The organism is Candidatus Eisenbacteria bacterium (assembly GCA_018831195.1).
Lineage (GTDB): Bacteria > Eisenbacteria > RBG-16-71-46 > CAIMUX01 > JAHJDP01 > JAHJDP01.
The window spans coordinates 147,088-167,280 of the sequence record JAHJDP010000023.1 but is presented as its reverse complement, the minus strand read 5'-3'; the positions used below and the strand labels follow the sequence as shown (position 1 = coordinate 167,280).

Below are 20,193 nucleotides of genomic sequence, written 5' to 3'. Positions count from 1 at the left end.
AATCCGGCAAAATGGGTTCAAAGGATAGGGGGGCGGATGAAGGAACGATCGCGTAACAGATTCCTGTACATACTGTTACTCATAGTGCTCTGTCCGGCTTGCGGGGCCCATGCCGAAACGGCGATCAATCTCTCCTCCCGAATGTCGATCGACGGTTTCTCGACAGAGTTCACCGAAGGGGAGTCGGTTTTTGGCATCAATCCCGATCTCCTCGTGGCCGAAGAATCAACGAACGACTCCAAGTGGGGCGCCTTCAACGACATTAATCAGATCAAGGTCACTTGGGACGCCCAAAACCTCTACGTCGCCGTTGACGGGTTTATCTTTGACAATAATGTTATTCTTCTGCTCGATGTCACGGATCGCGACCCCGAGACAGAGGCCGATAACGGCCTGACCGGCATGACCGAGCTTAATTCATGGCGGAGGAACTTTGTCTTCGCCCAGGATTTTGCGCCGGAGATGTTTTTAGCGACATGGGATGGCAATTCCCAGCCCCGGCTCATGATGTACGACGGACCGAATCATGTGACCGAGGTTCCCTCTTCATCTTTCCTCACCTTGGCGACGTTTCAGCAGAGTTCACCGGGCCGCTCGATGGAAGCGGCGATACCCTGGTCGCTGATCTTCTTGGGGTTGTCCTCGGAGGAGTTCCAGCCCGATCTTGGAACGAATGTCTGGGTGATCCCCGACGGCATGAGTGTTCTCAAAATCGCCGCGGTCGTCACCGCCGGCGCCGATGGAACCGGTGGGCCCGACTCCGCCCCTGATAATTTCTGCGGGCACACAAACGAGAGCTCCGATCAGGTCCTCATTGACAACTACGCCATCGTGCCCCTCGACACAGACAGCATCGAAGCGGTTCCCGATTTCGGCATCGAACCCAAGGATAGAATCACATTCAAGCGCACACCGCCGGTCCGCGGCGTCGAGTGCAAATTCAAGAACCTCATTCTCGATTCGCCCATCGCTTCCCCCGAAGAAGGAATCGCCATGCGGTTCCATGTCAATTTTGAACAGTCGGATGCCCTGATCACGGCGCGGATATTCGATATGGCGGGAGATGAAGTCATCACACTATATGAGAGGGATCCGCGCACAAAGAATGACCCATACGATGAAGAAAAGGATCTTTGGTACGGGATGGCCGAAGACGGTTCGTATGTTCACGGCGGCATATACATTATCAGTGTTGTCCTGGAGCCTGGATTAAGCCGGGTTCAAAAAGCATTTTCGGTGGTGCGATGATGGCGGAACGAAATATAGGAATAAGGCGGCTCTGCTTCACGGTTCTCCTGGTTGTTTTCCCGGCGGTATTGTTATCGCCCCGTCCGGCCGGCGCGTATTTTGAGAAGATTCACGCGGGCGCGCGGGCGACCGGCATGGGGGGCGCTTACTCCGCGCTGGTCGATGACGCCTCCGCGGCGTATTGGAATCCCGCGGCATTGGTGACGCTGCAGCGGGGTGACATCCTCCTCATGTATGCCAAGCCCTATGCCATCTCCAACCTTCAATCGAGCTATATGGGTTTTGCCCTGCCGCGGAATGACGTCTCAGTCGGACTCTCGTGGCATCACACGGGGATCAGCGGCGTGATGGGAGAGAATCTGATCACGCTCGGCCTGGCGAGGGATCTTCTGGCCCCGGGCGGCAGATATGCCTGCTCGGTCGGTGGAAATTTAAAGCTCGCGCATGTCGGATATGATTCCCAGCTCGAAAAGGATTATGGCCAGGAGGTGCATTTTACCGGGGATATCGGGACACTGCTTAGTGTCGGCCGCCGTCTCTCCTTGAGTTATGTCGCCCGCAACCTGGGAGAACCCCGCTTTAATTTTGCCGGTTCGGGCGGCGGAACCATTCTCTACCATACACAGGATCTCGGTGTCGCTTACCGCTGGAATCCTTCTTCAACCGTTACCGGCGCGTATACGCGGGAAGCCTCGGGAGAATGGACGCTGCATGCGGGCGGGGAAGTCTGGTTTTACGATGTTTTCGGTCTGAGAACCGGGTTCTCTATAAATCGGTTCTCCGGAGGAGCCGGTTTGAAAACGGGACGTTACCTGGTGGATGTCGCCTTTGAAACGCACAACGAGTTGGGAGCCTCTTATGAAGTCTCCCTGCGCATCCCCTTTGGGGGGAGCCGATGGTGAGAAGATTAAAGCGATATAAGAGATTCGGGAATTCGCCGATCAACGGGCCGGCAATCATCCTGCTGGCGGCCCTGCTTCTTATGACGGCCGCACCCGCCGTCTTAGCTTTGACAAAAGTTGAAGGCGAGTACCAAATCATGATCGACTCCCGCAAACAGTATCGCTCTTTCCCGTGGGATTACGATGCAAACAACGGCGACACATGGAACGGCGTGAATTTCCGCATCTTCTCCGCGCCCTTCCCCAATACCGAGGCTTTTGTCAAATTCGAGGCGGATTGGAATCCCGGATCCAATGAATGGGAGAACCCCGTCTTTCAATACCGGGAGAGTCATGTCCGCTACCGCCTCGACCGGGATGGCTACGGCGGCGATGTGTACCTTTTTCAACGCCAAGACCGGTACTGGGTTGAGAATCATCTTATCCAAGTTGTTCAATCCGACAAGCTGAAGGATTCAGACAACGCCCAGGGCGCGAGATTCGACATCTGGGGCTTGAAGGGAACAAATTTCACATTTATCGCCAGTGACTATAGCGGGCAGTCGAACCCGGGCGCCGGATCCCAAGCGGGAGCGCCGGTCGGCACCGACGACGCCTATGTGGCGCGCTTGAGACGGTTGTTCTTCAATAATGATTTGCGGGCCGGACTGACATTCAACAGGAGGATGGAAGGGCAGGATGCCGATCCCGACGCCTACCAGGGCGTCATGGCCGGCGATCTGCGTTATACCTGGCGCAACACCGATATTCTGCTCGAATACGCCGAATCCCAGTCTAAAAACACGCCCGAGCACATGTACGGTGTGTGGCATCTGCGGCGCATGAACTTGAAACATATGGAAAACTGGCTGCCGCCCGACGCAGTGTTGCGGGGCGAGATTCGGTCCATTCGCTTCGGAAGCCCGGCCCTCGGTTATTACAATATTGTACCCACTTTCTGGTATTACGGTCCTGGTTTTGTCAATCCGCTCGGAGATGGAAAGAAAGACGAGCAGGGTGTCTGGATCAATACATGGTATTTGATTCCGCAGAGAGCCGTCACTTTATCGCTGAATTATACAAGCACCGTAAACCGCGAGTTCGATAAGAAGCATTATACGGAATTCTATGGCGAGATCTACACGGAATATGAAAACGGCTTCACGTCGAAGATGTCGTACTCGAATCGAAAGACTCGGGATTATGGCGATCCGCGATATACGGATATCACTACCAATAAAGACTTATTCGCTGAAATTCAGGTTGAGAGCTCTCTGGCCTGGATGCGCGTCCAGGGAAAGATCAAAAATCTCGGATCTTCCCGCCGGAAGGAACTGGGGTCATTGGAAACGTCGGTCAACCTGACGGATAAGTTAAAGCTATACGGCCGCTACGCCTTCGGAAATGATCCGGCTCGTTTGCGAAAGGGATTGTTTACCCAGCTTCAGTATAGGCCGCGGGGGAATATGGATATCTTCCTTGAGTATGGTCCCAATTGGATTGGAGATACTCCCGATCCCGTAGATGACAACGATCTGGCGGGGAGCGGGGATAATCAGGATTTGGTCAAACTGATCATCAAGGGGTACTTCTAATGGAAGCAGGAACTTGCCATCGGACGGAATGCGCCGGGCGGCGTCTTGGAATAGGGAATTTGGGCCGCACGATTTTGCTCATGATCAGTTTTGCACTATCGATCGCACCGGGTCACGCCGCGGTGGAATCCACAGGCGACGGCATTCGATTTACCCATATCGCTCCCGCGGCCCTGTCCGTGGCCCTCGCCGGTGATTTTAACAATTGGTCGGCGACGGCGAATCCCATGGGGAAAGACGGCGATCTTTGGAGCGCCGTCATCGAGCTTGAACCCGGGCAGCATGAGTACAAGTTCGTCGTGGATGGACAGTGGATGGCCGATCCGGAGAATCCCGTCACGGTCGGTGAATATGGAAATTCCGGCATCACGGTCTCATCCGAAGGCGCTCTCATCGCAATGAAGGCGACATCAAATACCCCGTTGAGTCCCAAGCTGTGGATCGAGGGGCGGACCATCGCCCTCTATCTCTCGGAAAAATCCAAAGGGCCCGATGCGCGCTATGAGCTGCACCGCCCGAAACTCGATATGGATCTCGGTTTCAGGGTCAGGGTCAATGAGGATATGGAAGCCTATATCCTTACCAACATTAATAATGAATCGGAGAATGTGGATTTTTATCAAACCAGGCTCAACTTCGATCGCGGATCGCTGATAGTCAATAATCCCAGCATCTACCTCAAGGCCTGGGACGGCGATGAAATCGGGATTTGGGATGATCCCCTCCATCTCATCGGGGATATCGGCATCTATCATCATGCTTACGGGTTCAACGCGGTCGGCGTGCAAGCGAAGAAAAAGATCCGCAAATTTGATTTTGAGCTTATCTATTCCGATGACTCGGAACCGGGCGGAACAGATCATCCCGGTATTGAAATCAATACCCTCGGGTCGGAGGAACACCGCGTTTTTCTCGATGGGGGGTTGCTTGGATTTAAGACCGACAAGGTTTTTGATTACCGGATGAACGATACCGACAATGGAATGGATGTCGCCGCGCTGCGGGTTAAGCGGCGGCTTGACCGGATGTTCGATGGAAGGATCCGTCTGGGCGTCTCGTACCGGCTGAACCGCGGTTTTAATCCCGGCTCCCTGGCCTTCATGGAGGTCGACACGAGCGATGCAAGCCGGACGACCGGGGAGCTTTATGAATATGGCGCCACTTTTGAGCGGGCGCAATTCATGGGCGGAGATATACAATTCGATGCGGCTGAGAATCTGATAATTGATCTGGAGTATCTTCATGGATCGGCTTGGATTGAGACCTTCTCGGGCTCCAAGAGCAAAGCCGTGCTCCAAACAGTCGCTGAAGAGGACACGCTGGCAGGCCGGATTTCACGCTTCACCGAGACGTCAGCGGTCGGAGGCCGGGATTTCGACCTGGACAGCTCAAATAGAATGTGGCTCGGACTGCAGTGGGATAAGGGATTCTTCGGCGCCAAATGGCGGTTGTCGATGGAGTATCAAGATCATGACCTTGATGCTCTAGCCATGTCGGCGATGGAAACGCCGCCGCATCATAACATTGAAAACTCGGTGACGATCTGGCGCGGTGAGTTCAACAGCGCCGGATTTCATTTTCCGCTGCTGGGGCTGGCGGCCGACACGAAAATCGCCTTTGAATTCCACAATTTCTCATATGCTGATGACGCCCCGTGGGAGAGCCAGTTCTGGTTTGATACGAGAAATCTCTGGTTGGAGAACGGCGAACATCAGGTTTCCTACCACCGGATGACGCTGCTCGGCGGCCGGGACGCCTTTGTCTGGCACCCCGATTTAACATTCCATCTCGAGCAGGACCACAAGGTCGATTTGATTTATGAAGGAACCTTCAGCGCGGAAGGCTTTGACGGCAAACCCAAGTATCTCGAAACGATTTTGCAGCTTCGAGGATTTATCTATGAGGATTGGCGGCTTTCCTGCGAGACTCGAATCGCGAAATATGATGATCCGGTTTTGGAATTGAAAGAGTCCTACCATTGCTCCTACCTTGAATTGGCCTATCAGCCCGCAGATGGGATAACGTTGGCCCTCAGTTACGGCGTGGATCCTTATGTCGTCGATGGCGTCACCAACCGCTACGACAAGATCGGGCGGGATCAATATCTCTTCAATCAAAACGCCAACGGCGCGACGGCCGAATCGAATTTCTTGGGACTCCGCCGTATCATCGAGCGGGCTGAGCAGGCGTTGGAAGATGAGCGACGTATTCAGCTCGAGGGCATTCTGAATTTCTAGCGCCCGAAGGGGCGGCAAGAGGGATTTTATGCGGCAGCTGTCAAAAACAGGCTTGGCTCTTACGGCGGTTATCATCCTGGGCCTCTTGTTGTCAGGTTGTACAGGTCTAAGTTTTATCAAAAAGCGTCTCCCGCCGCCCCAGATCACCGAAAAGGGCGTTCTGTTTCAGTTTTACAGTCCTTCCGCTCAGATTGTTCAAGTTTGCGGCAATTGGGACACCAATAACTGGTGTTCGGGATTGGCTGATACAGGCGGTTTTCGAATCGGAGCGATGGAGGATCCTGACGGCGACGGGCTCTGGGAGCTTTTTGTGAAATTGCCGGCGGGCCGGTACCAATACAAATTTATTATCGATGAACAGAACTGGAAGACGGATCCCAACAATCCTCAGCGTACCGATGATGGATATGGAGGATCCAACTCCGTCTTGATTGTCGATTAGATATACTATGTTTTGAGCGCTTGGAAGACCGATGCAGGAGGAACACCAATGAGCATCCGTTTAAAGAAAAGAATTTTCAGCGCCGCGCCTCTTCTTCTCGCTGTTGCGATGCTTCTGGTGGTCGGCGCCTGCGAGGATGCCGGCAAAGACACGATCCTCGACCCTACGGGCGGATCGGCGAAGATCAGCGGTGTTCTGACATTCAATGGTCAAGGTGGCACCGATCGTCCGGTTGCGACGATCTATGCCCTGGGCGGATATGATGAAACGTGCGCCACGGGATATTCCACGATCCACATTATGGGGACTTTTAACGATTGGAATGAGGACCTTTGGATAACGACACCCGGCATGGAGTATCTCGGCGGATGCACCTGGGTGGAGCTTCTGTCCCTGGTGGCGGGACCCATCAACTGGAAATTTGTGACCAACGGCGCATGGGACAATCCGCCGGATTATGTCAGCACAGGTTCCGGCGACGGTCTCGTCGGGGATCTGCAAGCGGGGAGTGGCGGCGATCTGGGCGCTGATGTTCCCGAGACCGGTGATTATTACGCCCTGCTTTTTGAAGGAACCGATCCGCCCTCCTATATTATTGCAACGGGTGAGGACGCTCCGATTGTGAAGTCCGATCCGGTAACGGGTGCCTTTGAAATTCTCAACCTCCTGCCGGGAACATACGAAATTATCATCGTGGCCGGCGGCTATATTACAACCCATATAAGCGATGTCTTCCTTGATGCAAAGACAGAGAGCGATCTCGGCACCATCGATATTATATCTCCAAGCGGCGCCATTGCCGGAGTTGTCGCGTTTGAGGATTCCCCTGATCCGATGCCCACGGCGACGATCCAGGTCCACCCGGCGGGCGGCAGCGCTCTTGTGGCAACCGATTCCACGGATGCTGAAGGAAACTTCTCCATCGAGGGGTTGCTGACCGGGCATTATGATTTGAGTTTCAGCGCTTCGGGTTATGAGACGTTGTTTGAATATAATGTTGAATTCATCAATGGGCAGGACACCGACATGGGAACGGTGTTGATGCATCTTGGCTGCAGCACGGCCTACACAATGATCGAAGTTATGGGTGAGTTTAACGGCTGGGCTCCATTGTCCTCGATGGATCGGGTTGGATCTTGTCTCTGGCGGGACACCATCGCGGTTGCTGCTGAAGCCGATACGGGATCGGTTTGGCTGATGAAGTTCCGAACCAACGGCGTCTGGGAGACGCCCCCGGATTTTGGAACCTGTACGACACAGGATGAGATCCAAGGCTTGACCGGGGATGTCTGTCTTGTGACGGGTGCGGAGACCGCTCTGAGCGTTCGCTTCCCCGAATCGGGCCTGTATGAGTTCACCTTGAATGAGGCGATCTATGAGTATTCGATCACGCGAATCGGCGAGATTGTCTATGGTTCCATCAGCGGAACGATCGCCTTTGAAGATGATCCCGTCGAACTGCCGATGACGACGGTGACGGTTTATCCGGCCAATTCGCCCCAAGCGGTGGCGCAGGTTCTTATGGAAGAAGACGGCTCCTTCTTGGTTCAAGACCTCGTCCCGGGGAATTATGTCATCATCTTCCAAGCCGTGGGATATATCATCCATGGGTTGGAAGATGTCGTCATTGTTGGTGATCAGAATACCGATATCGGGCAGATACTGATGGCGCCCGAGGGGGAATGTGTTCCGGTGTCATCGATTGAACTTGTCGGCGAGTTTAACAATTGGCCGGCTCCGGGCCAGGGGCCTTTTGCGACCTATAAGGGGAATTGCATCTGGGCCGATACACTGGCTATAAACATCGCCAGTGACCAGGACAGCACCTACATCATGAAGTTCCGGACTGACCGGACCTGGGATCCAAGCTACGGCTCCTGTTCTGACTACGGCGGTGAGAGTTTCGTCTTTGTTTTTACCGGCGGCCAGGTCTCCGGCGGTATCTGCATGGTCAGCGGGCAGGGGACGGGGATTACGATTAAGTACCCGGCTACCGGGAATTATCGCTTTGAAGTGAATGAAAGAACAAAGATGTTCACGATTCAGTTGCTGAATTAATCCACTGCGGATCCGCGCCTGCGATCATTGGATTGCAGGCGCGGTATGCCGCAAGCCGGTTTCCTTATGAACCTACCTCAATATTAAAACTCTTCCGCGAACCTCATCCTTCCCGGCGGTCAATTGATAAAGATAGACGCCGGGAGCCGTCTTCCGGCCTTCGGCGCTTCGTCCATCCCATACGATGCTCTTGCGCCCTGAAGAGTCGTGCCGGATAGAATGTTCAGCAACCAGGCGCCCATCGATGGATAAGATCCTCAATTGAACCAACCGGGGATCGGGCAGGTTAAAATCAATAGTGAAACCGGCTCGGGTCGGATTCGGGTGGCTTGATAGAATCAGAAACCGCTTGGGATCGATGAGGTCCGGCACATCAGATGAGTCATTGCTTGTTCCGGGCGTCGGGTTCGCTAATTGGATCCAGGAATCGGCGCCGTCGGATTCCCGGCCGAAGGAAACATCCGTCGTTTGGGCGTCGAAGCTCAAAAAATCAAGCGGAACAGAGCCGTTCTCAGGAGCAGAATAGAGTCCGATATCTTCGCCGGCGGCGCTCAATTTGAAAGAGGTGTGCAGGTCTCCTTCGTGGGCCTCCCCGTCGCACCAAACAAGAAGGAATGCCCCGGCGGGCAGCAGCGTATCGGGGAAAATAAACCGGAATGGATGGCGCAGATCGTCGGTCAAAGACAACCCCCCCAGATTCAGGCTGCCGGATCCGCCGTTATAAATCTCAACCCAATCGTCAAAGTCACCCCATTCATCGGTATTTGTCAGGCTGTTCGCAGCCAAGAACTCATTGATAAAAAGTGAAGGCAATGCGGGTGGTTCGGCAATGGTCTGCAGGATGAAATTTGTACGGTCTTCGATAAAGGGTTTGAGGCCGTAATCCCATCCCCAGTCCCAATTGCGATATTCTTCAGGAAATGTATAGGACTCGTGAAACATCGCGGTTGTATAACCCCAGTCCATATTGCCGTGATCGAACGAACCTTCAAAGGCATAGGCGCCGATCATGGCGTGCAGGGAGTCAATCGCGGCTTCGGTTTCGACGAGTCGAAAGGGGCCATTGACCAACTCGAGCAGATAGCGGCGGATTTGCGCCTCAAAGGCGGGGGTGTTCAGGATCCGCTGAATCAACGGAGGGCATTCTCCGCCGGTGCTGCCGAAGCCATTATCCCCCCAGCCGCTCAGGGGGCGCTCCGCCCAATCGATGCCGAAGAAATCGACCCCGTAGGTGTTGTCGAGATCATAGGGGATATATTCAAAGCGATCGGTTTCGGGGTTGTGGTAGAGGTAATAGTTATTAGCCCCATACCAGTAGTTATCCCAGTTCCCGATCAGGACATCAATCGCGGTCGATCTCAGGAAGTTATCGATGCTGAACCGGCCGGCGATTCCCGCTACAAACTCCGCGTTGTTTGAATGATTGATGAAGTCGATGAACTCAGCCAAATCGGTGTAATCAGGGTCGATTTGATTCTGTTCATCATATGTTTCGCCCCAGCCATAGTTTTCATAGGTTTCGGCGGTGCCCGGCTCGACATATCTCAGATCCGCACGTTCATTTTTATAGAGGCATTTATACAGGTTTCCCGTTTTATTTCCGAACCAGGCGTCGGTGAACTCCTCATCCACCTGTTCAATATGTATAAAGACGCCATCAACGATCGACCCGTCATTGATCGTCAGACGGACATGGCCGGCCCGGGAGGATGGAATTTGCATCTCTTTAAACAGGTCCCACGCCAGCTTCGATCGGATAATCGAGACGTCGTTGTGTTCGCCGTTGAGGTTGAACTTCTCTAAGCCATGGAATTTCCGGCCGGGGACAAAGGCATTGAAACTCAATTTCCAGGATTTTTTTATCGCCTGCCGGGATGTGTTGCCCCTCACCCTGATGCCGACGCTATCGGCCGTTTCATCGATAACGGAGTTTTGGAAACGGACACGGCACATGACATATTCATCGCCCCAAGGGTCGGCAAGGAGCGATTCGAGAACGGCTTGGGACATCGTGATCTCAATAACCGGCAATTCGCCTTCACGAAAAATCGTGGCATTCGATTCGTTATAGTCGCTGTCGCTCTTCGGAATAGGCGTGACCGCGATAACGGCAACCGGCGCGGCAATGGAAGCTGCGCAAAGCAGGGAAAAAAGAGTGAGGATGCGCGCGAGGCTCAGGCGCTGTTTTCCGAGTATCATCATCACAATCCTCAATCGTTGGTAAAAAGTGAGGGGGGCTCGTCGAAGAGCCCCCCTCGCGCCATTAATAGGTATGTGCCGGCGGCGTGCTCATCACCGCAGGAAGGTCATCCGCCGCGTCTCCTGCAAATTATTCAGATTGAGACGGACAAAATAGATTCCGGCGGGGATTTCGTTGCCGGCCGCATCCCGCCCATCAAAGAGGGTGGTATGAATGCCGGCTTCGAATACCTGATCCCTAAGAGTGCGGATCAAACGGCCGCCGAGGTCATAAACAGCGATCCGGCCATGACCGCTCTCGGGAGCGATGAAGGAAAGCTTCGTCCGCATTCCAACAGCCGGGTTCGGATGAACCGTCAGCGACAATCGTGATGTCCCGAGGGAAAGATCTTCCACACTGCTCGGCTGGCAGATGTCGTAGATCAGCACCGGCATGACGAGGGGGTTGGCTTCGCTGAACATGGTGTCATCGAGATAGATGTCGCGGTTGCCCTCGCCCTCGCACTCATAAACACTGTTGAGCAGGAATTTGTAGCCGACATTCTTGTAGGTGCCCGCGGGGAAGGTGATCCTGGTCGACCAGATTCCATCGCCGGCCGTCGTATCGGGCAGCACGCCGTTATCACGCAGCTCGTTGATCGGCGGCACGTCCCAGCTCAGGGGCGCCTGGCTGCCGTTGACTCCCACCGTGTCGACACCATCGACGGGCGGTTCGGCAAGTTGATTGAAGTCAACAAACCAAATCACATCCATGGCGTTGAGCGTGAGATCGGCCGGGGCGACATCTTCCCACCAGATATTGACGGTGTCGACCGGAGCCGCATCGCTGAATTCATAGTAGTGGTTGCCCGTTCCTTCCCATTCGGTGCATTGATGCGTGAATTTGTACTCCAGCGTGGAGAAGGGAATCAGGCCGGTGCCGCAATCGCACGCGATGCAGAACTGGAAGGTGCCTGTGTAGACACTGTCCCCATCGGCGTCCTCGAGCATGTCGTCGCAGGTCGGATCCCATGTAAAGGGATCACGGCTTCCCTCGATCGCGACGAGATCGGGATCGGGATAGTACGTGTGATCCCGCAGATGAAGATTCATATTGGCCTTAACAAAAAGTTCAAAGAGCTTGAAGCAATCGACGTTTCCGACACCGTTGGCGACAATCGGATTCCCCGCAAGATCTTCAACATTGATAACGGTCACCGAATAACAGGCGCCGGTGGTCAAGGCGGGCGTTATGTCGAGAAGAACCGTCGTCGCGCCGCCCTGAAGGGTCGCTGTGCTAACCATTATACCGCCGGAGACGGTGTAGTTGTTTGTTGCTTCGGCGGTTGTTTGATCGACCGGCTCGCTGAAGAGAACCGAGATTTGTGTGATCGGATCCTGCCCGACAGCCTTTGCATAGGAAACAGTCGGAGGGATGACGTCGCCGCCGGCCGACTCGCTGACATGTGTCGAGTTGGATAAGACGGCCTGTGTCGACCAATCAGTGGCGTTCCAATCATCGGGCGGATCGTTAATCGTATCCTGGGCATTGTCGCCGCCGCCGCCGCCGGTATCCCAGACTTCACACCAGATTTCCGTGGGGCTGCCGATGGCGGTCTTTTCGACCTTCCACTCAATCGCGCCCGGGGTCACTCCACCCAAAAGCGCGCCCTCGGAGATTGTTGAAAAATCCCAACCCGCGCCGTTCCAGGACGCCAGATTGATATCCTCGGTGCCATAGGGGGTGGCATTGATCCAGGTGTATATGCCGTATTCCGGCTTGTGCGGATCATTGACGATGACATTCCGGCCCCATGCGTCGGATGTGGCGCCGTTGGCGTCGTTGGTCGTGTCAATGTAGATCGCGTACTTGCCCCAGTTATTGGCGCTGATATCGGTATTAATGGTAAAGTAGAAATACCAATAAACATTATCGTTGCAAACATAGAGATTGAGCAGATCCATCGGAGCGTTGCCGTTGCCGTCTCCTGAAGGATCGGATGCCTCGGCGGCGCCGTAAACGCCGTCAAGCACGCCGTCGACGATGGGAGTGCCGAATCCTTCGGCCATGGCAATCCCCGCCCATAGGACCAAAGACAGGCTGACGACTGTCAAAATGAATAAATGGTGTTTCATCGGTGGTGCCCCCTAAGATGTCCTGTCTATCTAGCGCTTGACGGTAGATAGATATGTTTAACTATGCGCCTGCGGAACCACTCCGCCGACGGATATGCAAGCAGGGTATAATTAACCACATTATAACAAGTCGGGCGGGCGGTGTCTAGATATTTGCCACAGGGTGTAAACAAACAGAGATCCCGTGCATCCGATCGAGAGTCCTTTCTTGCCCTCAATCCCGCAATGCGATAGGAATCCTATGACATGGCAACCGTTAGACTTGAAAATGTCGATAAGGTCTATGGCCGGGGGAAGCGGGTTCTTAGCGATCTTTCTCTCGAGATCAAAGACCACGAATTCCTCGTGCTCGTCGGTCCCTCCGGCTGCGGCAAGTCGACCGTCCTGCGGATCATTGCGGGGCTGGAGGAGGTTACAGCGGGCACCGTCTGGATCGGTGACCGGATCGTCAATGATGTCCCGCCAAAGGCCCGCGATGTCGCCATGGTTTTCCAGAGTTATGCTCTCTATCCGCATATGACCGCCTATGAAAATATCTCCTTCGGTCTTCGTCTGCGCAAAATCCCCAAAAAAGAAATTGATAAGACGGTCCGGAATGTCGCTCAAATCCTCGGCGTTGTTGAGCTTCTGGATAAAATGCCGAAGCAACTATCGGGCGGGGAGCGGCAGCGGATCGCCTTGGGCCGGGCCATTGTTCGAAACCCACAGGTCTTTCTCTTTGACGAGCCCCTTTCAAACCTGGATGCCAAGCTGCGCACGGAAATGCGTTCGGAAATTTCCTCGCTTCATCGCCGGCTTCAAGTCACCACGGTCTATGTGACACACGATCAGGTTGAAGCCATGACGATGGGGGAGCGAATCGTCGTCCTCAAAGATGGAATCGTCCAGCAGATCGGCGAGCCTCTGGAGATCTATCAAAAACCGATAAATCTCTTTGTTGCGGGATTTATCGGAAGCCCGCAGATGAACCTCTTTCGCGCTGATGTTTCCGCCGATGCCGCCCGGATTGCCCTTTTCGGAACCTCCCTGCCGTTGCCGGAATCCGGGCGCAAGCTTTTGACCGGCAGTTCCGGGAAAGCGGTGGACCTCGGATTGCGGCCTGAAAATGTTCATCTTGATCCAGCGGGCGCTGTCAAGACGGAGGTCACATTGGTCGAGCCGACCGGCGGCGAATCATACGTCTACAGCCGGATGGGGAATCTAACGTTGGTCGCCCAGGCGCCCGGCGCGATCCGCCTCGCGATAGGCGAGGAGATTCATCTTCGCTTCGACCTTGAACAGGCGCACTTTTTCAATACAGAAACAGAGCAGAGGATCGATTCATTATGAGAAGACGATCTATTTTCTTTCTGATTCCGCCGTTGGTCTTTCTTTTGGCGGTGGGATGCGGCGGTGGAGGGGAGAAACCGATCACGATTTGGGAACAGATGGATCCCGAGGAGCGTGATATTTTCGCCCATCATATTGAGGTTTATGAACAAGAACACCCCGGCGTTCTCTTCGAAGTTTCACATTACAGCACCGATGATCTTCGCACGCAATTTCAAACGGCGGGAATGGCGGGCGGCGGTCCCGATCTCGTTTTTGGGCCCAGTGATCAAGTCGGACCCTTCTCTGTCATGCAGTTGATTCAACCGATTGATGAGCTGCTGACGCACGAAGAGCTCAACGCCTTCCGGCCGGATGCCCTGGATACACTCGATGGACATATCTGGGCCGTGCCCGATCAACTCGGCAACCATCTCATCCTCGTATGGAACAGCGATCTTATAAGTGCGGCGCCGATGACATTGGATGAACTGATCGAAACGGCCAAGAATGTGACGGTGGATGAGAATGGCGACGGAGTTCCGGAGCGATATGGACTGGTCTTTAATGTCAGTGAACCTTTTTGGGCGATCCCCTTTCTGACGGCGTTCGGCGGATGGATCATGGATTCGAACAATAAGCCAACGCTTGACTCGCCGGCGATGGTGGAGGCGCTCCAATTTCTGAAAGATCTTCGGTATCGGTACGGAATTATGCCCGCCGAATGCGATTATGAACTGGCCGACACGATGTTCAAGGAAGGCCGCGCCGCCATGATCATCAACGGGCCCTGGTCATGGGGGGCTTACAAAAAAGCGGGGATCCATTTTGGATTGGCCCGCCTCCCCCGAGAGGCAAAATCAGGCCGGTGGCCTGCGCCGATGGTTTCATCCAAAGGTTATTCGATCGGCAACCGGGTCAAAGGCGATCGGCTCACCCTGGTGCTTGACGCTTTGAACTCTTTGACGTCTGTGGAAAATCAGATCGATTTCGCAATGCAGCTGGGGACTTTGCCGTCGCGCCAGGCGGCCTATGCCGACACCCGCATCCAGAACGACCCTATCTTGAGAAACTCACTGGCCCAGGTGGAGGTCGGACGGAAAATGCCGGTCATCACCGAGATGAGAGCGATTTGGGACATTATGCGCCCCGCCGTGCAATCTGTCTGGAACGGCACGTTGGAACCGGCCGAAGCCGCGCGGCAGATGCAGGAACATGCGGTGGCGAAAATCAATGAGATGAAAGGCTAGTCCTGATAGGGGTGGCGTGAAATGATCTCGACACTATCGAAGCACCGCTTCCCCTATCTTTTGCTCCTACCATCCCTTTTGGTCATCCTGATTGTCGTTCTCTATCCATTTTTGTACAATTTCTGGCTCTCCCTGTCCAATATGAGTCTCTATCACATTCATGACGCGCACCTTGTCGGGTTTGAGAACTATAAGAATATATTGTTGGAGCCTGAGCTTTATGTTGTCCTCGCGAAGACAGCCGTCTGGACTTTTGTAAATGTTTTCTTTCATGTCGGCATCGGCATCGGCGTGGCGATGCTGCTGAATCAATCCATCAAGGGGCGCGGCGTTTATCGGGCGCTTCTGATTCTGCCCTGGGCGATGCCGCAGTATATCGTGGCTTTGACCTGGCGGGGAATGTTCAATTATCAATATGGTTCGATTAATCTGCTGCTTGGAAAATGGCTCCATTTGCCGCCTGTTCCCTGGCTGTCGAACGAGACTTTGGCTTTTATCGCGGCCACAATAACGAACATCTGGCTCGGCTTTCCCTTTATGATGATTGTCGCCCTGGGGGCGATGCAGTCTATTCCGGCGGAGCTCTATGAGGCGGCGGCCATCGATGGCGCCTCGGCCTGGCGGCGGTTCCGCCATGTCACTCTGCCTATGTTGAAGCCGATTATGGTTCCAGCGGTTTCATTGGGGACGATCTGGACTTTCAATAATCTGAACGTCATGTGGATCGTGACGCGCGGAGGACAGCCGTCGGATAAATCCCACATTCTCGTCACCTATGTCTATAAAGCGGCCTTTACATATTACAGATACGGGTATGCCGCCGCCTTTTCCGTCTTGATCTTTTTGATCTTGCTGGGGTTTGTTTTGTGGTATCTGAAAACGACCCACGCGCTTCGGGAGGAAAGGCGATGAGCACGGGACAACGGTTTAAAAATCTCAAACAGGTTCTCGTCTATCTCGCCGTCATCGTGATCACGCTCATCACAATCTACCCTGTTCTGGTCGTGATCAATATTTCGCTGCGCCCCTCGGATGCACTCTACTCGACATCCTTGAGCCTCATCCCGGAGAAGGCCACCTTTCAAGCCTATCACGACATCCTCTTTACAAAAGATTTTCTTGTCTGGATGCGGAATTCCTTCCTCGTGTCGATCGCCGTCACGATTCTTGGTGTGACCTTGGCCTCATCGGCCGGCTATGCCTTCTCGAGGTACGGTTTTCCGGGCCGGAAGGCCGGAATGGTCGCTCTTCTGGTGACGCAGATGTTCCCGGCGACGATGCTGTTGCTGCCCCTCTTCATACTGATGAGCCGTCTCGCCCTGGTCGACACCCTCCTGGGCCTCATTGTGGCTTATACGGCGACAGTGCTCCCTTTCACAATCTGGACGATGAAGGGTTACTATGACACGATCCCCCGTGATCTGGAGGAAGCGGCCCTGGTGGACGGAACGGGGCCGTTCGGGGCCTTTGTCCGCATTATTTTGCCGTTGGCGCGGCCCGCCCTCATGATCACCGGCCTCTTCTCTTTCATGGCCGGCTGGTCCGAGTTTATTGTCGCGCGCGTCATTGTGAGCAGCCAATCATTGTATACCTTGCCGCTGGGGCTTGAGGGCCTGGCCGGGACTTTCCAAACGGAATGGGCGACGTACTCCGCCGGATCCATCCTGGTCTCGATTCCGGTGGTGGCGCTCTTTTTAATTCTCAATCGATTCCTAGTGGGCGGGTTGACGCTAGGGGGAGTCAAGGGTTGACCGGCCGCCCCGTGGGGATTGTTCTCTGCGGATACACCATCCTTCCAGGTAAAATCCCGCCAAGGCCAACCATCCGCCGATTTCGGCGTCATGGGTGGAGGGGTGATCCCACATATCGACGCGGATGCAGTCGACAAGCTCGGGGAGGATTCCCAGCCGGACGAGACGGGTCAGCTCGGCCATGAAGGATCCGCATGAAATCATCTCGCCGGCCAGGACGAGACGATGAGGGCGGATGAGGTTGACGGCATTAGCGATGCCGGTGGAGAGGTATCTGATCAGTGTGTCGAGAGAGGGGTTGCCCGAGTCATACCAACGGATCTGCTCAAAAAGAGAGCGATGGTCGCCCGGATGAATCTTTTTTAGATAGCTGGTGCTAAAAATTTGCTCGAGGCAGCCCTCAAATCCGCAATAACAACGCTCGGTTTCGACAAGAAAGCGCATATGGCCCAGCTCGTTGGCTCCACTAATACATCCGCAGACGGGCATTCCATTCACCAGCATCGAGGCTCCGATCGATCCGTCGCCGATCCTCACCAACAGCGTGTCATCAAAGATGAGCTCTCGATGAAAGAGCATCCAATTGGCCGCCAACGCTTGCATGTCATTGTTCATAATGACCGGGAGCTCTTTTGTCGCCTCCGTGAGCTTTTCCAGGCTGACGGCCCGTTCCCCCGGCGTCGATGAGCTGAAGAGGATCGTCTTGGTGTCGCCATCGACAAATCCGGTGACGCTGATTCCGATCCCGAGCGTTTTAGGATCGATCGTTCGGCTGAGGAGCTTTTTCGCCGCATTGACGATTTGGCCGGCCCCATGCGCCTCTTCAAGGAAGGGTCCTTCAATGACACTTCCCCGGAGGTTCAAACGGGCGCAACTTATCAGACCGGGGGCAATCCCCAATCCGACGACATGACGGCGGGTTGGATCGATTTCGAGGGGTAGGCGGGGCCGGCCTCCCTGAGAAGGAACCGAGCCGCACTCCCGGATGATCTCAGCATCCAGCAGGGAGGCGATGAGGTCACCGACGGTGTTGGGACGGAAACCGCTGAGCCGCGACATCTCTGAGCGGCTCAAAGCTCCTTTTTGCCGGAGGAGTTGCAGCAACTTTCTTTGACGATCAATCATTATCATCAGTCCAGTTAATAACACATGAATATGGAGATCAAGAAGGCTTACGAATTTCAATGCAATGATCTAAAGAAAAATGGGTCGCTTGTTGTTATCGGTGGTGTTGTTAAGTATGCGAAAAAAAGACCGGGATGTGAAGATGGGATTTCAGGCCGGCTCATGGGGGGCGCGCCCTGAATCAGATCACCGGCGCTGGAAAACCTTGATTGTCAACCTCTGCCAAAACGAGGATGTCTCATCGCCTATCCCGGCAAGCTCCCCATAGTCACGCGCAATCTTCGGATCGCACTTCCAAAGGGGATAGGGCATGCCGCCCAAGATGCGATTGAAGAGAAAGGCCTGCAACACGAGGAGGACCAGGGCCAAGAGGAGACCCAAGACCTTGATGGGTGTCTCAAAGTAACCCAGCGCGACAATCAGGGCGGTGGCGGCGGCGGGGGGATGCGGGCATCGGAGCGCAAGGATGAGCGCTCCTGTCAAACCCATGGCCAAACCAATCACCGCGACCCGCGGCCAGCTTAGGATCTGCGGGTTGCTGAGATGAGCCTCGGGGAAGATGAGAACCAGCAGGTGAAGCGCCGTCAATCCCGAAAGCGCCGCGACGGTGTGAGATAGGATTACATTTTTGGGGCTCGCGTTCGGCGACATGGGTGTGTTGAAGAGAATGAATGCCGAGGGACCCAGTGGCGGGAAAAGCAACGGGAAATGGGTCACAAAGGCAACGGCGGTAATAATACCCAATGCCACGGCGCCCTTGAAGAAGACATAGAGAATTAAAAAAAGCCGCCAATGTTTCGCGCTCTTGACCAGATAGATGAGCTGGAGATGCGCTAGGAAGGCAATCAGCCGGAAGATAAAGCCTTGTTGCGGAGATTTCTTGGGTACAATTCTCCCGTATCCGGTCAGAACCCGGATGGCGGGCTCTGCCGGATGGGGGGAGGCGTGATTTTGCAGCTCTTGATTTTCAGACCAATCAGGCAGCCCCCTGGCGTTCAGTTTCCTCATCGCTTTCATTCCTCATTTCTTGAACGGTCATTATTAGACTATCCAGCTTCTCAATCACAGTATTGCCTGTCAGGTGGAAGGAAGCTTGGATGTCAGAGAAGGCTTCACGGGAATCTTTGATGAGATCCTCCATATCTGAAAAGCTCAAAGAGAATTCGATAATGGATGATTCTATAAACATTCTGTTACGCGCCGGGTTATCTCGAAGAGAGCTGGGGAACATGGAGGCCACCGCCATCGGCAGCGCGATCGTCTTTTCGAGTTCATTGTCCCGGATGACCGATGGCAGGGCATTATGCAACCCCACATAACAAATTAGCTCCTCAGGCAAACCCCAGGATTTCATCACCCAGGCCGCCGCTTGTGCATGGTTCCATTTGAAGTTGGATTGTTCGATCTCCGAAAGCCTTTCCGTCCCCGCCTTCCACTCCTCGATGATCGGCATATAATATTCGCCCCAAGTGACCATTAGAACGGGGAGAGCGAGATCCGCCAGGAGCATGGCCGTAAAGGCCTCCTCTTCTTCACTCTTGCAATGACGGCGGGCGAGGGCCCGGGCGAAAATGGCCCGGATCAGAGAGTCGCTCCAGAAGGCCTTGTGATTAAAGATCGATTCTTTCGGGTGCGGCAAAGAATTCATGACCGCATAAGAAAGGGCGATCGGACGGATGTGTTTGAGGCCGAGCAGCGTGACGGCGTGTTTTACGGATCGCACTTCATTCCGGAGAGCAAAGAAAGACGAATTCACCGTGCGGATAACGCAGGCGGCGGTTTCAGGTGATGAGGAAATAACCTTCACGATCCGCTGTAAATCGGGGTCCGGCTTATTGACTTCCTCTATTAGCTTTGTGGCCGCTTCCGGCAGCGGGGGAAAGTCGACATCCTTAAACATTGTGCCGAAGTTTCCACTCGAGACGGCTGCGTGGCGGCGAATCTTATCGATGAATTTGAAGCCCATGGTGTCTCCTACTCCATA

At 54.4% G+C, this 20,193-nt stretch carries 16 protein-coding genes; 11 read left to right on the top strand and 5 right to left on the bottom strand.

Annotated features, from left to right (window positions below; all coding sequences use genetic code 11):
* Nucleotides 1–141: 141 nt before the first annotated feature.
* The 6 genes from KJ970_04260 (at nt 142) to KJ970_04235 (ending at nt 8,461) form a co-directional block, all read left to right on the top strand.
* A complete protein-coding gene (locus tag KJ970_04260; GenBank protein ID MBU2690118.1) occupies nt 142–1,248 on the top strand; it encodes a hypothetical protein in 1,107 nt (368 codons plus the stop codon).
* Nucleotides 1,245–2,150, top strand: coding sequence for a hypothetical protein (locus tag KJ970_04255; GenBank protein ID MBU2690117.1), 906 nt, complete (start codon nt 1,245–1,247; stop codon nt 2,148–2,150). Before KJ970_04260 ends, KJ970_04255 begins: the two co-directional genes overlap by 4 nt.
* A complete protein-coding gene (locus KJ970_04250) occupies nt 2,144–3,724 on the top strand; it encodes a hypothetical protein (GenBank protein MBU2690116.1) in 1,581 nt (526 codons plus the stop codon). The genes KJ970_04255 and KJ970_04250 overlap by 7 nt, the downstream gene beginning before the upstream one ends.
* 80 nt (nt 3,725–3,804) lie before the next feature.
* Nucleotides 3,805–5,961 (top strand): glycogen-binding domain-containing protein, encoded by a 2,157-nt coding sequence (locus tag KJ970_04245; protein ID MBU2690115.1) that lies wholly within the window; start codon nt 3,805–3,807, stop codon nt 5,959–5,961.
* Nucleotides 5,962–5,989: 28 nt separating this feature from the next.
* Nucleotides 5,990–6,403, top strand: a complete 414-nt coding sequence (locus KJ970_04240) for a glycogen-binding domain-containing protein (protein ID MBU2690114.1) — start codon at nt 5,990–5,992, stop codon at nt 6,401–6,403.
* Between the two features lie 48 nt (nt 6,404–6,451).
* Nucleotides 6,452–8,461: a carboxypeptidase-like regulatory domain-containing protein gene (locus tag KJ970_04235; GenBank protein MBU2690113.1), complete on the top strand. Its 2,010-nt coding sequence runs from the start codon at nt 6,452–6,454 to the stop codon at nt 8,459–8,461.
* 72 nt (nt 8,462–8,533) lie between these two features.
* Here the strand turns inward: KJ970_04235 and KJ970_04230 are convergent, their stop codons facing one another.
* Nucleotides 8,534–10,663 carry a CotH kinase family protein gene (locus tag KJ970_04230; GenBank protein MBU2690112.1) on the bottom strand — a complete coding sequence of 710 codons (2,130 nt, stop codon included), beginning with the start codon at nt 10,661–10,663 and terminating at the stop codon, nt 8,534–8,536.
* Between the two features lie 90 nt (nt 10,664–10,753).
* Complete coding sequence (locus KJ970_04225; protein MBU2690111.1) at nt 10,754–12,775, bottom strand: Ig-like domain-containing protein; 2,022 nt, start codon at nt 12,773–12,775, stop codon at nt 10,754–10,756.
* Nucleotides 12,776–13,021: 246 nt separating this feature from the next.
* Between KJ970_04225 and ugpC the strand changes: the two genes are divergently transcribed.
* Genes ugpC through KJ970_04205 form a run of 4 tightly spaced genes read left to right on the top strand, consistent with a single transcriptional unit; the run spans nt 13,022 to nt 17,084 of the window.
* Nucleotides 13,022–14,104, top strand: a complete 1,083-nt coding sequence (ugpC, locus tag KJ970_04220) for a sn-glycerol-3-phosphate ABC transporter ATP-binding protein UgpC (protein MBU2690110.1) — start codon at nt 13,022–13,024, stop codon at nt 14,102–14,104.
* Nucleotides 14,101–15,333, top strand: a complete 1,233-nt coding sequence (locus tag KJ970_04215) for an extracellular solute-binding protein (protein MBU2690109.1) — start codon at nt 14,101–14,103, stop codon at nt 15,331–15,333. Before ugpC ends, KJ970_04215 begins: the two co-directional genes overlap by 4 nt.
* A 21-nt stretch (nt 15,334–15,354) precedes the next feature.
* Entirely contained in the window at nt 15,355–16,245 is an 891-nt protein-coding gene (locus KJ970_04210) for a sugar ABC transporter permease (protein ID MBU2690108.1), read from the top strand.
* Nucleotides 16,242–17,084, top strand: coding sequence for a sugar ABC transporter permease (locus tag KJ970_04205; protein ID MBU2690107.1), 843 nt, complete (start codon nt 16,242–16,244; stop codon nt 17,082–17,084). Before KJ970_04210 ends, KJ970_04205 begins: the two co-directional genes overlap by 4 nt.
* On the opposite strand, the gene KJ970_04200 is transcribed toward KJ970_04205, so the two are convergent.
* Complete coding sequence (locus tag KJ970_04200; GenBank protein ID MBU2690106.1) at nt 17,064–18,215, bottom strand: ROK family protein; 1,152 nt, start codon at nt 18,213–18,215, stop codon at nt 17,064–17,066. The two genes, KJ970_04205 and KJ970_04200, sit on opposite strands and share 21 nt — an antisense overlap.
* An 18-nt stretch (nt 18,216–18,233) precedes the next feature.
* Here KJ970_04200 and KJ970_04195 point away from each other — a divergent pair, with 18 nt between their 5' ends.
* Complete coding sequence (locus tag KJ970_04195; protein ID MBU2690105.1) at nt 18,234–18,389, top strand: hypothetical protein; 156 nt, start codon at nt 18,234–18,236, stop codon at nt 18,387–18,389.
* A 6-nt stretch (nt 18,390–18,395) separates the two neighbouring features.
* Here the strand turns inward: KJ970_04195 and KJ970_04190 are convergent, their stop codons facing one another.
* The gene (locus KJ970_04190) at nt 18,396–19,217 is read right to left on the bottom strand and encodes an HPP family protein (protein MBU2690104.1); all 822 of its coding nucleotides are present in this window, start codon (nt 19,215–19,217) and stop codon (nt 18,396–18,398) included.
* The gene (locus KJ970_04185; protein MBU2690103.1) at nt 19,186–20,175 is read right to left on the bottom strand and encodes an HDOD domain-containing protein; all 990 of its coding nucleotides are present in this window, start codon (nt 20,173–20,175) and stop codon (nt 19,186–19,188) included. The genes KJ970_04190 and KJ970_04185 overlap by 32 nt, the downstream gene beginning before the upstream one ends.
* Nucleotides 20,176–20,193 lie beyond the last annotated feature (18 nt).

Coding starts and splice junctions, on each gene's coding strand:
- KJ970_04260 (MBU2690118.1), top strand. CDS start 142: ATGTCGATCGACGGTTTCTCGACAGAGTTCACCGAAGGGGAGTCGGTT.
- KJ970_04255 (MBU2690117.1), top strand. CDS start 1,245: ATGATGGCGGAACGAAATATAGGAATAAGGCGGCTCTGCTTCACGGTT.
- KJ970_04250 (MBU2690116.1), top strand. CDS start 2,144: ATGGTGAGAAGATTAAAGCGATATAAGAGATTCGGGAATTCGCCGATC.
- KJ970_04245 (MBU2690115.1), top strand. CDS start 3,805: ATGATCAGTTTTGCACTATCGATCGCACCGGGTCACGCCGCGGTGGAA.
- KJ970_04240 (MBU2690114.1), top strand. CDS start 5,990: ATGCGGCAGCTGTCAAAAACAGGCTTGGCTCTTACGGCGGTTATCATC.
- KJ970_04235 (MBU2690113.1), top strand. CDS start 6,452: ATGAGCATCCGTTTAAAGAAAAGAATTTTCAGCGCCGCGCCTCTTCTT.
- KJ970_04230 (MBU2690112.1), bottom strand. CDS start 10,663: ATGATGATACTCGGAAAACAGCGCCTGAGCCTCGCGCGCATCCTCACT.
- KJ970_04225 (MBU2690111.1), bottom strand. CDS start 12,775: ATGAAACACCATTTATTCATTTTGACAGTCGTCAGCCTGTCTTTGGTC.
- ugpC (MBU2690110.1), top strand. CDS start 13,022: ATGGCAACCGTTAGACTTGAAAATGTCGATAAGGTCTATGGCCGGGGG.
- KJ970_04215 (MBU2690109.1), top strand. CDS start 14,101: ATGAGAAGACGATCTATTTTCTTTCTGATTCCGCCGTTGGTCTTTCTT.
- KJ970_04210 (MBU2690108.1), top strand. CDS start 15,355: ATGATCTCGACACTATCGAAGCACCGCTTCCCCTATCTTTTGCTCCTA.
- KJ970_04205 (MBU2690107.1), top strand. CDS start 16,242: ATGAGCACGGGACAACGGTTTAAAAATCTCAAACAGGTTCTCGTCTAT.
- KJ970_04200 (MBU2690106.1), bottom strand. CDS start 18,215: ATGATAATGATTGATCGTCAAAGAAAGTTGCTGCAACTCCTCCGGCAA.
- KJ970_04195 (MBU2690105.1), top strand. CDS start 18,234: ATGAATATGGAGATCAAGAAGGCTTACGAATTTCAATGCAATGATCTA.
- KJ970_04190 (MBU2690104.1), bottom strand. CDS start 19,217: ATGAGGAAACTGAACGCCAGGGGGCTGCCTGATTGGTCTGAAAATCAA.
- KJ970_04185 (MBU2690103.1), bottom strand. CDS start 20,175: ATGGGCTTCAAATTCATCGATAAGATTCGCCGCCACGCAGCCGTCTCG.